At 30.7% G+C, this 14,025-nt stretch carries 13 protein-coding genes; 3 read left to right on the top strand and 10 right to left on the bottom strand.

Translation table 11 applies throughout. The annotated features are described in order from the left end of the window. Nucleotides 1–26 precede the first annotated feature (26 nt). The 6 genes from Q0049_RS08400 to Q0049_RS08375 form a co-directional block, all read right to left on the bottom strand. Nucleotides 27–266 (bottom strand): NifU family protein, encoded by a 240-nt coding sequence (locus Q0049_RS08400; protein ID WP_298118629.1) that lies wholly within the window; start codon nt 264–266, stop codon nt 27–29. Between the two features lie 90 nt (nt 267–356). Then, entirely contained in the window at nt 357–1,487 is a 1,131-nt protein-coding gene (locus Q0049_RS08395; RefSeq protein ID WP_298118627.1) for an Mrp/NBP35 family ATP-binding protein, read from the bottom strand. A 91-nt stretch (nt 1,488–1,578) separates the two neighbouring features. Then, the gene (locus Q0049_RS08390) at nt 1,579–2,886 is read right to left on the bottom strand and encodes a TolC family protein (protein WP_298118624.1); all 1,308 of its coding nucleotides are present in this window, start codon (nt 2,884–2,886) and stop codon (nt 1,579–1,581) included. Between the two features lie 162 nt (nt 2,887–3,048). Next, complete coding sequence (locus tag Q0049_RS08385) at nt 3,049–5,484, bottom strand: ABC transporter permease (protein ID WP_298118621.1); 2,436 nt, start codon at nt 5,482–5,484, stop codon at nt 3,049–3,051. 30 nt (nt 5,485–5,514) lie between these two features. Next, nucleotides 5,515–6,216 carry an ABC transporter ATP-binding protein gene (locus Q0049_RS08380; RefSeq protein WP_298118618.1) on the bottom strand — a complete coding sequence of 234 codons (702 nt, stop codon included), beginning with the start codon at nt 6,214–6,216 and terminating at the stop codon, nt 5,515–5,517. A 74-nt stretch (nt 6,217–6,290) separates the two neighbouring features. After that, nucleotides 6,291–7,529: an HlyD family efflux transporter periplasmic adaptor subunit gene (locus tag Q0049_RS08375; protein ID WP_298118615.1), complete on the bottom strand. Its 1,239-nt coding sequence runs from the start codon at nt 7,527–7,529 to the stop codon at nt 6,291–6,293. Nucleotides 7,530–7,818: 289 nt separating this feature from the next. Here Q0049_RS08375 and Q0049_RS08370 point away from each other — a divergent pair, with 289 nt between their 5' ends. Together Q0049_RS08370 and Q0049_RS08365 are read left to right on the top strand one after the other, a co-directional pair. Beyond that, nucleotides 7,819–9,162, top strand: coding sequence for a sigma-54 dependent transcriptional regulator (locus tag Q0049_RS08370; protein WP_298118612.1), 1,344 nt, complete (start codon nt 7,819–7,821; stop codon nt 9,160–9,162). Nucleotides 9,163–9,166: 4 nt separating this feature from the next. Further along, nucleotides 9,167–10,498 carry an ATP-binding protein gene (locus tag Q0049_RS08365; protein WP_298118609.1) on the top strand — a complete coding sequence of 444 codons (1,332 nt, stop codon included), beginning with the start codon at nt 9,167–9,169 and terminating at the stop codon, nt 10,496–10,498. A 1-nt stretch (nt 10,499) separates the two neighbouring features. Here Q0049_RS08365 and Q0049_RS08360 read toward each other — a convergent pair whose 3' ends face one another. The 4 genes from Q0049_RS08360 to trmB all read right to left on the bottom strand — a co-directional run bounded on the left by Q0049_RS08360 (nt 10,500) and on the right by trmB (nt 13,083). Then, on the bottom strand, nt 10,500–11,363 hold the full coding sequence (locus Q0049_RS08360) for a hypothetical protein (protein WP_298118607.1): 864 nt from the start codon (nt 11,361–11,363) through the stop codon (nt 10,500–10,502). 10 nt (nt 11,364–11,373) lie between these two features. After that, complete coding sequence (locus Q0049_RS08355) at nt 11,374–11,700, bottom strand: MGMT family protein (RefSeq protein ID WP_298118604.1); 327 nt, start codon at nt 11,698–11,700, stop codon at nt 11,374–11,376. Next, a complete protein-coding gene (locus tag Q0049_RS08350; protein WP_298118601.1) occupies nt 11,700–12,335 on the bottom strand; it encodes a LysE family transporter in 636 nt (211 codons plus the stop codon). The genes Q0049_RS08355 and Q0049_RS08350 overlap by 1 nt, the downstream gene beginning before the upstream one ends. A gap of 70 nt (nt 12,336–12,405) precedes the next feature. After that, on the bottom strand, nt 12,406–13,083 hold the full coding sequence (gene trmB, locus Q0049_RS08345) for a tRNA (guanosine(46)-N7)-methyltransferase TrmB (RefSeq protein WP_298118598.1): 678 nt from the start codon (nt 13,081–13,083) through the stop codon (nt 12,406–12,408). A gap of 121 nt (nt 13,084–13,204) precedes the next feature. On the opposite strand from trmB, the gene Q0049_RS08340 reads away from it, so the two are divergent. Continuing rightward, nucleotides 13,205–14,023 (top strand): UDP-2,3-diacylglucosamine diphosphatase, encoded by an 819-nt coding sequence (locus Q0049_RS08340; protein ID WP_298118593.1) that lies wholly within the window; start codon nt 13,205–13,207, stop codon nt 14,021–14,023. Nucleotides 14,024–14,025 lie beyond the last annotated feature (2 nt).

The raw sequence follows: 14,025 nt of genomic DNA, 5'->3' as shown, positions 1-14,025 counted from the left end.
AATCCTTCGACTAACTCAGAATAAAATTATGCTATATTTTCTACCGTTTCTATTTGAGGTGCGTACTTTTTAATGGTAGTTTCAACTCCTGCTTTTAAAGTCATTTGATTTACACTACAACCAATACATGCACCTTCAAAACGTACTTTTACATGCTTTTCTTCATCAATAGAAACTAATTTTATATCACCACCATCAGAATTCAAAAAAGGTCTAATTTCTTCTAATGCTTTTTCGATATTTAATGTTAATTCTTCGTTTGTCATCTTTTTTAGTTTTCGGTTTTTCAGTTACAGTTTTCAGTCGCAGTTTTCAGTTCTGTAAAAAAACTGATAACTGCCACTGCTAACTGAATACTATTTCTTCACAGCAGAACATCCTGCCATTGTTGTTATTTTTATTGCTTCTGTTGGTGCAAGATTTTCGTTTCTATTTACCGTTTCTTGAACCACATTTCTAGCGATTTCTTCGTATATTTTTTCCAAAGGAGATGCTGTTTGCAATGCTGCTGGACGACCATAATCGCCTGCTTCACGAATGCTTTGCACTAATGGAACTTCTCCTAAAAATGGCACATTCAAATCTTCTGCAAGGTTTTTAGCACCTTCTTTTCCGAAGATATAGTATTTGTTATTTGGCAATTCCTCTGGTGTGAAATACGCCATGTTTTCTATAATTCCTAAAACCGGAACATTTATCGCATCGCTTTGGAACATTGAAACTCCTTTTCGAGCATCGGCTAGAGCCACATTTTGAGGCGTACTAACTACAACCGCACCAGTAATTGGCAAGGCTTGCATAATTGACAAGTGAATGTCTCCTGTTCCTGGTGGTAAATCGATTAACATAAAATCTAATTGTCCCCAATCGGCATCAAAAATCATTTGGTTTAACGCTTTTGCAGCCATTGGTCCACGCCAAATAACCGCTTGACTTGGTGAAGTAAAAAATCCAATAGAAAGTAATTTTATTTCATAACTTTCGATAGGTTTCATTTTAGACTTTCCGTCCACTTCAATAGAAATTGGTTTTTCGTTTTCTACATCGAACATAATTGGCATACTTGGACCGTAAATATCGGCATCAAGAACACCAACTTTGAATCCCATTCTTGCAAGAGTCACCGCTAAATTAGCCGTTGTTGTAGATTTTCCTACACCGCCTTTTCCGGAAGCTACAGCAATAATATTACTAATTCCCGGAATTGATTTTCCTTTAATTTCGTTTGGATTTTCTTTAGCTTCCACTTTGATATTTACTTTCACAACAGCATCTGGAGAAAATTGCTCGTGAATTAGTTTTTTTATATCGTCTTCAGCTCTTTTTTTGATGTGCATTGCTGGAGTTGAAAGCAACAAATCAACTACAACCTCATCGCCAAAAGTGATTACATTTTGAACCGCACCACTTTCGACCATATTTTTTCCTTCACCTGCAATAGAAATGGTTTCTAAAGCTTTGAGGATTTCTTTTCTATCTAACTTCATTTTTATTTAAACTGAATATGAATTGCAAAGATAATAAGAAGTTTAAAAGTATGATAGAAACAAGGTTTAAAGTTTTGTTATAATGAAATAGTTATAACTTATTGTATTTAATCAAATTAATTTTGAAATTGGTATACTGAATTTGAAGCGTATTTTTTAAAAATTCATATTCTGATGAAAGCAATTGATTTTTAACTGATGATAATGAAATTGATTCTATTTTTCCTGATAAAAATTTGGCTTGTGTTGTTGTAAAAGATGCTTTTGCATAGGAAAGTGTTTCTTCAAATTTACTTTGAAGTTGCAAATAATTTCGTTGATTTTGTTTTTCTAGAGCAATTTGATTTTCAATTTTTTGTTGTTCTTGAGTAATGGTGAGTTTGCTTTTTTCGGTTTCGATTTTAGCAGCTACATTTTTTTTATTATTTCTAAAACCACTAAAAATAGGTACACTTAATTGAATTCCAACTTGCTGGTTTTTATTATCTCCTATTTGATTACTAAAACTTGATAATCCTGCGGTCGATTGATTTAATGGTTTATAATAAAAACTTGAAATAGAATAAAATGAGGATAGAACAGGTAAATTAGAAGCTCTTTGACTTCTTAATTCTTTCAAACTACTTTGATAAGATAGTTCAGCAAATTTTATTTTTGGATTGGAAATTTCTGTCGAAACCGAAGTCATTTCATCTGAAGAATTAGAAACTAAAACGACTTCTGAAATTGAAAAGTCAACAACATTCATCAATTGAAATAATTGCATCTTCTGGATATTGTACAATTGTTCGGTTTCTAAAATACGCTTTTCTTCTTGAGCAAAACTAAATTGCACATCATATAAATCGCTTTTAGGTTTGCTACCAATTTTGACTTCTTTTGAAATTCTATCCAAATTAAAAGCTGCATTTTTAAATTGTTCGCGTTGAATTTTTAGTAATTCTTGTGTAAAAAGCGCTTGATAATAACTATCTAAAATTTGAAGTTTATATTCGTTTTCTATAACTTCTTTATCGGCTTTTGCTTTTTCGATATCTATTTTATTTTTTTGAGCATTGGCAAACGCATTAAAATCGATTAAATTCATATTAGCATTGATAAAAAAATTATCATATTGTATGTTAGAACTTACTCTATTATTAGTAGCTGGATCAATGGTGGAACCAAAATTATACGATTGACTTCCATTGAAACTAACAGTTGGCAATAATTGATTCCAAACCGAATTTCGGCTTTTTTCAATACGCTTTACTTCTAGTTGACGGATTTTTATTTCAATATTGTTTTCTAATCCTTTTTCGATACATTTTTGCAACGGCCAAGTTGTTTCCTGACCGTTAGCAAAATTGCTTAAGATTATTAAAAACAAAGTCAAAATTATTTTTACTAAACAATTCATTTTTAAAATTGATTGATTTTGATACACAGATTTAAGAAATTAGAAAAATTGATGGAATTTTCTCTGATCTTTTATATTTTTAGAAGTCTTCGACAAGCTCAGACTGACAAACCTTTTTCAAAATTGAATTTTGAAGTTGAATTTTGAAGTTGAATTTTGAAATTACTCGTATTTTAAATATTTTAATACTTCAACCCTTGTTGCTTGATATGCTCTTGATAATACGACTACCAGCGTTAAAATCAATAAAACAACAAACCCAATAATGAAAGGAATTATAGAAATATCAATTCTAAAAGCGAAATTCTCTAACCATAAATTGAGTAAATAATACACCGGAAATAGCGCAATTAAAAACCCGATTACACAAAAAACGATGTATTGTTTTGATAATTCTTTTAGTAAAACATTCGTTTCTGCTCCAAGTGTCTTTCTGATAGCAATTTCTTTCATACGTCTTTGAATTGAAAATGATGCCAAAGAAAACAATCCGAAAAGAGCAATTAAGATTACAATTACGTTTAACAATGAAAATAAATTCTTTTGTTTTACATAGGTTTCATAAGTTCGAGCATATTCTTTATCGACAAAATCATATTGAAAAGGATAGTCTGTATCGACATTTTTAACCCAAAACTTTTCAATATCGGCAATAGTTTGTTCCATATTTTCTGCTTTTACTTTCACGTGAATTTTGTTAGCATTTTGTAACATCCAATCCACGGTTTTGAAGTGAAAAAACACCATTGGCGGAACTTTTTCTTGTGGTCCAAATAAATTAAAATCTTTCACTACTCCAATAATTTTTAACTTATGACCATTCCAATCTACCGGTTTTCCTATCGGATTTTTTTCACCCATTTCTTTTAAAGCAGTTTCATTTACTAACATAGAACTGATTGTATCGGAAGCAAATTTTTCGGACAAACTTCTTCCTTCTTTGATTTTTATTTGCATCAATTCTAACATTCCAAAATCGACTCCCATATTTCTACCTTGAATGTTATGACTGTTTTTATAAGTAAAACCAGAAGTTGAACCATTTGCTGAACCAAAACTAAAAGCACCTGTCGCTACTTTCTCAACTCCATTAATTTTAGAAATTTCTGTCTTGATCATATTGTAACGATTGTAGACTTTTTTCTTATAATCATCTTCCTTCCAATCATATTTATTTCGATAGGTTATAGAAAGTACTTGATCGCCTTTAAATCCTAAATCTTTGGCCGAAATGAATTTTATTTGCTCATAAACAATATAAGAACCTATGATAAAAAAAGTGGCTATAGCAAATTGAAGAATTAACATTCCGTTGCGCAACCAAACGCCACTTTTGCTCCTTCCGAAATTACCTTTTAGTACTTTTAACGTTTCAAAATTAGATACATAAACCGCAGGAAATATTCCAGCAACAATAATTGTAATGATGAAAATTAATGCCAATTGTAAGTAAAATTGGCTACCAAAAATGACTAATTCTTTTCCAAGAAACTCATTGTAATAAGGCAACGATAATTCTACAATTACTAAAGCTAACAAAATTGAAAAAGTAGTGATTAAAATAGTTTCAAAAATAAATTGCTTGATAATATTAGATTTTGAAGCGCCAATAATCTTGCGAACACCAACTTCTTTAGCGCGTTTTATAGCATTTGCCGTAGCAAGATTGATGTAGTTTACAATAGATAAAATTAAAATTAAAACAGACAAACCAACCATAATTAGTAAAAACTGATAGTTTCCTCTGCCTTCTGCAAATCCTTCAGTGATGGAATGTAATCTTGAATCTTTTAATGGTTCAAGAATTGCTTTTAAATCATCGCCTCCATTTTTTTTAAGCCATTCTTCAACTGTTATTCCTTCAGACTTTGCCCATCTTACAATTCGATTTTCAAACATTAATTTTTCAATCTTGGCAGTTACCTTTTCCTTATCGTTTGGGTTTTTAAATTTCAACATCAATCCAAAACTAAAGTTTCCCCAATTTTCTTTTTCGGGTAGAAGTTTGTTGTCAATTAAATTGGTCACAGCATCAGGTTGCATTGACGATTTTCCTGGAATGTTGTAAACGCCGCGAACTACTAAATTTCGACCAGAGTATTTTACAATTTTACCCATTGGATTTTCAGCACCAAACAATTTTTCAGCAGCTGCTTTTGAAATTGCAATACTTGTATTGTCTTTCAAAGCCGTTTTTGCATTTCCTTGAATAAAATCAAAAGGAAACATTTCGAAAAAAGTTTTTTGAGCATCGGTGATTTTAAGAATTTCTTTTTTGTTTTTGTATTGAACAATTTCTTCATAATACCAATTGTCCATGTAACAATACGACTCAATTTCGTCGAAATCAGTTTTCAAATGTGCTTCCAATGGTGCTACATTACTCGCCCAATAATCCGTTGGACTAACTCTGTTTATCGACTGGAAAACTCTTTCTTTATAAGGATTCCAATCGTTATAACTGTGTTCGTCGTTCCAATATAGAATGGCAAAAATTAATCCTGCAATTCCAATACTCAATCCTAAAACATTCAAAGCCGTAAAAAGCTTGTTGTTTTTGATGTGGTATAAAAATATGTTTATCCAATTTTTTAGCATGATTTTATTCGTTTTTTGATGATGATGATTTTAAGAAACAAAAACGTCTACATTTTTGCTGTTTGTCTTTTCTGAAAGAATCATTCCGTCTTTCATAAAAATGGTTCTTTGTGAAAATGATGCATCATAATCAGAATGTGTAACCATTAAAATCGTACTGCCTTGTGCGTGCAAATCAGTTAATAATTCCATTACTTCATTTCCGTTTTTACTGTCAAGATTTCCTGTTGGTTCATCGGCAAGAATGATTTTTGGATCGTTAATTAACGCTCTTGCCACGGCTACACGTTGTTGCTGTCCGCCAGAAAGTTGTTGTGGATAATGCTTTAATCGATGCGAAATACCTAATCGTTCTGCAATAACTTCTACTTTTTTCTTTCTTTCAGATGATGGAATGTTGTTGTAAATGAGTGGCAATTCAATGTTATCATACACCGAAAGTTCGTCAATTAGATTAAAATTTTGGAAGATGAACCCAATATTTTGTTTTCTAACTTTCGATTTTTCTTGCTCCTTTAAACCAATAATTTCCTGATTTAAAAGTTGGTACGTTCCGCTAGACGCACCATCTAAAAGACCAACAATATTTAACAGTGTTGATTTTCCGCTACCTGATGCGCCCATAATGGTTACAAATTCGCCTTGATTGATTGTGATTGAAACTTCGTTAAGAGCTTTAGTTTCTACTTCTTCAGTTCTAAAAACTTTAGAAAGATTGTTGATTTTTATCATGATTATTCGTTTTTTGATTTATTACTATTTTTTGAAATTGATTTTTGAAATTGAAATTGATTTTTGAAATTGTATTATTCCAAATTCAACACTTCAACATCAGTAAAATCTTTATACGATGATGTGATTACTTTATCACCTACTTTCAATCCGTCTATAACTTCATAATACAACGGATTTTCTCTTCCTAATTTTATTGTTCTTCGTTCAGCAGAATTTCCGTTTACAACAAATATCCATTTTCCAGCGGTTTCTTGATTAAAACTTCCTTTAGAAAGCAATATCGTTTTTGATTTTTCCGATAGATTTAATCGAACACTAAAACTCAATCCTTGTTGCAAATCGATATTTTCTGTAGATGCAAAACTCAATTCTACTTGAAACTGACCACTTTTTATCTCTTTAATAATTTTTACAATCTCTACAGCTAATGGTTTTCCGTTGAATTCAACGGTACCTTTTTGATTCATCTTTATTTTATCTAAATAGAATTCATCAACATCGGCAACCATTTTATATCCTTTCATTACATCGATAGTTCCAATGCTCAAACCTTGTGTGTATGTTTTTCCTAGTATTGGTTCAAAAGAAGAAAGTCTTCCAGATTGTGGTGCTGTGATTAGAAAATTCTTTTTATTGCTTCTCAAAATAGACAAACTTTTATCCATTATTGCTATCGATTGATTGAGTTGACCAATTTGGATTAGATTTGCTTGCTTTTCTTTGGTTACACTTTGTTTTATGATGTTCATGCGCTCTTTTTGAAACCTGAAATTCTCTTGTGTAACTTGCCATTCGTTTTTAGCTAAAATTTCTTGCTCAAATAGTTTTTTATTCAAATCAAATAAATTTTTGGCATCCAAATAATCGTGTTCGATAGCAATTAAATCCTTTGCAAGATTAAGCTCTTGATTTCGTAAATCGAGTTTTGCTTTATTCAAATTATTAATTTGCTCAATAATTGAAGTTTCTTGTTGCATGTAATTCAGTTCCGAATTTGGATTGTACAATCGCGCCAAAGGCTGACCTTTCACAACCATATCGCCGTTTTCAACATATATTTCCTGAACTGCACCACCTTCAATAATATTGACTAACATTGAATTCATTGGCTCTACTCGTGCTTGAAAAACTAAAAAATCTTCAAAAAAACCTTCTTCAACAGTTTTTATCGTAATCTCAGCTTTTTTTACATTCAAACTTCTCTTTTTATTTAGAGTTGAAATTATAAAATAGCTCAAAATTAAAAAGATTGGCAAAGCAATAATTAGATACTTTTTTTTGTTATTTTTACGAGTGATGACAGTGTCCATTGGTACTATTTTGAATAAGTAATAAGCAATTTTATGCCAAAAACTTAAAATTTATAAGTAATTGATTTATAAGCTTTTATAAATTTACCAATTTTACAAAATGTTCATAATCGAACACCTTTTGTACGAAACCGAACACTGGGAAAAGTACCAAGGTTGACACAAATTAAAAAAGTTGACCACGAATTACGCAAATTTTTACCAATTATAGATTCTGGTAAAATTTGTGTAATTAAATTTAAAGAAAAGAATTCGTGACAATTCGAGTAATTCGTGTGAAAAAAAACAAATGAAAAAAACGCAAGCCAACATATTAGTAATTGACGATCAAGAAGACATTCTTTTTGCTGCAAAAATGCTTTTGAAGAAACATTTTGAAACTATTTACACCATAAATAACCCAAGAAATGTGGTAAAATTGCTTGCAGAAAACCCTATTGATGTGGTTTTGTTAGACATGAATTACAGAATTGGGTTTGAAGACGGCCGTGAAGGTTTGTACCTTTTGAAAGAAATAAAAACACTTTCGCCAAAAACCATTGTGATTTTAATGACCGCTTTTGGCAAAGTGGAAACTGCTGTTGAAGGTTTAAAAAGTGGCGCATTTGATTATGTTTTGAAACCTTGGGAAAACGAAAAATTAGTTGCAGTTGTAAAACAAGCTGTTGATGAATCCCGAAAAGAACAGAAAAAAATTGATAAAAATGTTGTTGATTCCTTTTTTATTGGAAATTCTGAAGCCATAAAAAAAGCCTATTCACTTGCTGATAAAGTGGCTAAAACCGATGCAAACGTTTTAATATTAGGAGAAAACGGAACAGGAAAATATGTTTTGGCCAATTACATTCATCAACAATCAGAACGTAAAAATAACGCTTTTATGGCAGTTGATTTAGGTTCGTTGAGCGATTCAATCTTTGAAAGCGAACTTTTTGGTTATGCAAAAGGTGCGTTCACCGATGCCAAAAATGATACCGCTGGACGATTTGAAATGGCACAAAACGGAACCATTTTTCTGGATGAAATAGGTAATGTTCCATTGCATTTACAGTCCAAATTGTTGCAAGTAATTCAAACGAGAACCGTTACTCGATTAGGCGAATCTAAACCAAGATCTTTAAATGTTAGAATTATTACTGCGACTAATTTAAATTTAAAGCAAGAAGTTACTCAAAAAACATTCCGAGAAGATTTGTATTATCGCATCAATACCATGGAAATTATTTTGCCTCCGCTTCGAGATCGAAAAGAAGATAAAATTCCGTTGGCGCAATTTCTATTGCAAAAAATGATTGACAAATATGATAGAACCGAAATTACATTTGAACAAGATGCTTTAACTAAAATTGAGCAGCACGCTTGGAATGGGAACATTCGTGAGATGGAAAACAGAATTGAACGTGCCATTATTTTGTGTGAAAACAATTCCATTTCAGCATCTGATTTAGATTTGGATGAAATAACTTCTTATGATGATACGCAAGATGATTTACAGCTTTCGGAAATAGAGAAAAATACTATCGAAAAAGTATTGGCAAAAAACAATCAAAACATTAGTAAATCGGCAGAGGAATTAGGTTTATCAAGAGCTTCATTATATAGAAGAATGGAAAAATATAATATTAGTAATTAGACGTATGTTTTCATCATTTAAAATTTATAACCACCTTTTCATCCGATTACTTGTGATTGTTTTTGGTGTTGCAATAAGTTTTTATTTACTAGAAAAAGACCTGATTTATACTTCAATATTTTCTTTTTTCATTGTTTTACTGCTTTTAATAGAGTTGTATTTATATATAAAAAATGCTTTTCTTCTTTACGATAAAACTATAGAAGCCATTCTGCAAAATGATTTTTCTGCCGATTTTTCAAAACATAAATCATTCAAAAATTATGAAAGTTTATTTAAGCTATTCAATAATCTGAAGCAAAAACAAAACGATCAAATTTCCAAAGACATTATCTACCAATCTATTTTAAACAATATTGAAACCGGAATATTGATTCTGAAAAAAGAAGAAAACGATTGGGCAATTTTTTTGATGAACGATTATTTCTCGAAACATTTTACAGTTCCAAAAGTGTCTAAATGGAGTTATTTGAAAAATCAATTGCCATCACTTTGTAGTATTATTGAAGAGCAAAATTTTGAAGAAATTAAAACGTCACTACAAATTAGAGTCAACAATCAAGATACACAAACCTTTGTCATGCAATCTTCTAGAAGCAAAACCTACAATCAAGATTACTACATTGTTTTGTTAGACTCTATTCAAAAAGTAATCGAAAAGAAAGAAAAAGAAGCTTGGATTAATTTGATGAAAGTCATTTCGCATGAGTTGTTAAATTCGCTTACGCCAATTCGTTCTCTGTCGCAAAATTTACATGAATTAGTGCAACAAGAAACGCTATCGCAAGAAGATTTAGAAGACATGAAACAAAGTGTTTCTACAATGCTCAATCGAAGTAATCATTTGCAACAATTTGTAGAAAGCTACAGAAAACTGGCGATGCTACCTTCACCCAAAAAAGAAAAGGTAGAATTATTGCAACTTATTGAAGAAAGTTTACAGATAATGGCGCCACTTTTTAAGCAAGAAAAAATATCAATTAGCAATGAAATTTCTTTTAAAAGATGGCTTGAAATTGACAAAAATCAAATGGAGCAAGTACTTATAAATTTGCTAACAAATAGTATTTATGCACTTTCTGAAAGAAAAGAAAAACAGATTTCCATCGCTGCCGAAGTAAAGGAAAAGCGAATTTTCATCACCATCACCGATACTGGAATTGGGATTGATACCGAAATTAAAGACAAAATTTTTCTTCCGTTTTTCACCACTCGAAAAGAAGGTGCAGGCATTGGATTGACATTATCTAAAAGCATTGTTGAAGCGCACGGCGGTTATTTGGCATTTCAAAATGAAAATGAAACAACAAGCTTTGTGATATGTTTGATGGAGTAGTTTATGGAAATGAGGAACTACTATTATTTAAAAATATTCTTCTTTTAAAATCTTCAAAGTAGCGAGGATAGCGACCATTATGATTGTCCTTATATAATTCTAAGAAATATTCTTGATTAAATTGAGAACGATTTATTGTACCATAAATTTCATTAGAATAAAAAACGTTTTTACCATCAAAATATTTTACTCTAATCTTAGTTTTAAAATCTCCTTTGTATTTAATAATTGCTGCAGCTGAATAATGTTTTGGTTCAAGCACAAGATTCATTTGTGGCAAACAAATACCATCTCCATAAAAAAACTCTATTGGTTTCCATTTACCATTTGTATCTTTTGCTTCTTGTATAATTTCTATCTGTAAATCACCTTTTCCTAAAGGGATATTTTTATTAGAATTATTGTAAAATAAAACTGGATAAGCAGCCACTGATTTGCTTTCTAAAGTTCTAATTCTACTAAATGAAAGTTTATTTTTGTAAAATGGCTTATTGATACTGTCTCTTAAAATACTGTCATTCACAGAATATAGTAAGTTTTTGTATGCTATTCCTTTTGATTTAAAAGAATATGAAGTGTCAATTATAATTTTTAAATCGTATTTATTTTTAATTGCTTTTTCAGGTAAACCTTTGTAGGTTTTATAATCATTAAATTCAAATACACCATCAATATTTTTAATAATAGTTGTATCGTTTAGAAAGTTTAAAGCTATTAATGGAGATCGATTTTGCAACATCTCCTTACTATTCACCTCAACAACATTTTCGTGTTCCAGAATAATTACTCGAGGCAAATCATTCTCGCTTTTTTTAGAACAAGAGAAAAATAAAATAATTAGAATTATAGAAAGTAGTTTTTTCACTATCGATAGATTACTCTTTAGAAACGTCAGGATTCCAAAAATATTTCTCAAAATCTACAATTTGATTATCAACCACTTCAACACCTTCATTTTCTAAAAGTTGTTGCATCAAATTGGTTCCTTCGAAGTGATGTTTTCCCGAAAGTAATCCTTTTCTATTCACAACACGATGTGCTGGAACATCGTCACGGTTATGACTAGCATTCATTGCCCAACCAACCATTCGTGCAGAACGTGCTGTTCCTAAAGCTTTGGCAATAGCACCATAAGAGGTTACTTTTCCTTCAGGAATTTGTTTAACAATTTCATAAACGCGTTCAAAGAAATTTTCTTCCATTACAAATGATACATTACAACATTGTATAAGGTAAACAGTGCTACAATTCCTGTTATAATTCCGATGATTTTGTTCATATTTTGCATAAAATAATCGGTTTTAGATTTCATTTTATTGAAAAACAAAACGTACAAATAAAACACTAAAAACGAACCCAATACAACACCAAAAACCAAACTATAAATCGATAGCGGATTGAAGGTAAAAATATTATAGGAAGCTAATGTAACACTTACAAAAACATAATAAGGAATTGGGAAAAAATTTATTGCCGAAATCAACATTCCCATAAAAAAACGACTTCTTTTACTTTTTAAATGTAATGAATCTTGTGATTTTAGTTTGGGTTTCTTGGCGAAAAACAAAAAGTAAACAGACAAAATTGAAAAGATTACCAAACCAATTTCACGTAATAAAACTACAACTTCTTGATGACTGTTAATATATTGTGCAAAAATTACAGAAATATAGGTTTGAAAAAATATTACAATTAAAGCACCGAGAACAAAAATCATGGCGCGTTTTCTTCCGTCGGTAAAATCGACTTTTGCTGCCGTCATATTAATTAATCCTGGTGGAAGAATTCCTATCACTGCTGCGATAAATCCCGATAAAAGTGGAAGGATGATGTTCATGTTATCAGTTTTCAGTTCTCAGTTTTCAGTTTTCAGTGTTTGCAAAACAGATAACTGACAACAGACAACACTACTTTTTAATTTTAAAACGAATATACGTAATTGCTTTGTTAATTTCCAAATATTGTTTTTCGTAAAACGTTTGAATTTCAGTTACTTCACTTGGTGCACCCTCATTTTTATAAACATTATGATTGGCATATAAAACTTCGTGTCCTTCACCATGAAGCAATCCTAAAGTATAGCCGTGCATAAACTCAGAATCAGTTTTAAGGTTGACAACACCATCCGATTTTAAAATTCTTTTGTATAGTTTCAAGAATTCAGAATTGGTCATTCTGTGTTTGGTACGCTTATATTTTATTTGTGGATCGGGAAAAGTAATCCAAATTTCAGAAACTTCACCATCAGCAAAAATATGATTGATTAATTCAATTTGAGTTCTAACAAAAGCTACATTATGCATTCCATCTTCAACAGCTGTTTTCGCACCACGCCAAAAACGTGCTCCTTTTATATCAATACCAACAAAGTTTTTCTCAGGATAACGTTCGGCTAAACCAACAGAATATTCACCTTTTCCGCAACCTAACTCAATAATTATTGGGTTATCATTTTTGAAGAAATCTGCGTTCCATTTTCCTCTTAAAGGAAATTCATTTCCTACTACTTCTTCTCTTGTTGGTTGAAAAACGTTGTTGAATGTTTCGTTTTCCTTGAATCTTTTTAACTTATTTTTACTTCCCACGACTTAATTTAATATTTCGGCAAAATTAAGGAAATAATATCCAACACAAATAAAGTTTTCATAATGTTTATGTAACCTTAACAATACTGCTGTTTGCCTATTTTTGTAGAAACTATTTATTTTGAAGAAAAGAAAAGTTGAAGTTGTAGTTATTTCTGATGTTCATTTGGGAACTTATGGTTGCCATGCCAAAGAATTATTGCAGTATTTATCTGAAATCAAGCCAAAAATACTTATCCTCAATGGCGATATTATTGACATTTGGCAATTTAGAAAGTCATACTTTCCGGCAAGTCATTTGAAAGTGATTAAGAAAATCATTTCGTTAAGTTCAAAAGGTACCAAAGTATATTATTTGACAGGAAATCATGACGAATTTTTAAGAAAATTTACCGATTTACATTTAGGGAATTTAAGTTTGCTCAATAAATTAGTATTGAATTTAGATGGAAAAAAAGCATGGATTTTTCATGGTGATGTATTTGATGCTTCAATAAATCATGCTAAATGGCTTGCAAAACTTGGTGGTTGGGGTTATGACATCTTAATTCTAATAAATCGTTTTCTGAATTGGATTTTGGCACAAATGAATAAAGAACCTTATTCGCTTTCAAAAAAAATTAAAAATAATGTGAAATCGGCTGTGAAATTTATCACTAACTTTGAAAATGTTTGCACCGATTTAGCCATCGAAAACAACTACGATTATGTAATTTGTGGACACATTCACGAACCAAAAATCGAACACATTACAACCGAAAAAGGCAAGACAATCTATTTAAATTCAGGTGATTGGATTGAAAATTTAACAGCATTAGAATACAACAATAAAAAGTGGAAATTATACAAACATGCTCCAAGTGAAATTGTAACTGAAGAAGAACAATTTGAATATGAAAACCAACTTGCAGAACAATTTATCACTTTATTAAAAAACTAAAA

It is taken from the genome of Flavobacterium sp. (assembly GCF_027484205.1).
GTDB lineage: Bacteria > Bacteroidota > Bacteroidia > Flavobacteriales > Flavobacteriaceae > Flavobacterium.
This window is presented reverse-complemented; position numbering and strand designations above follow the sequence as displayed.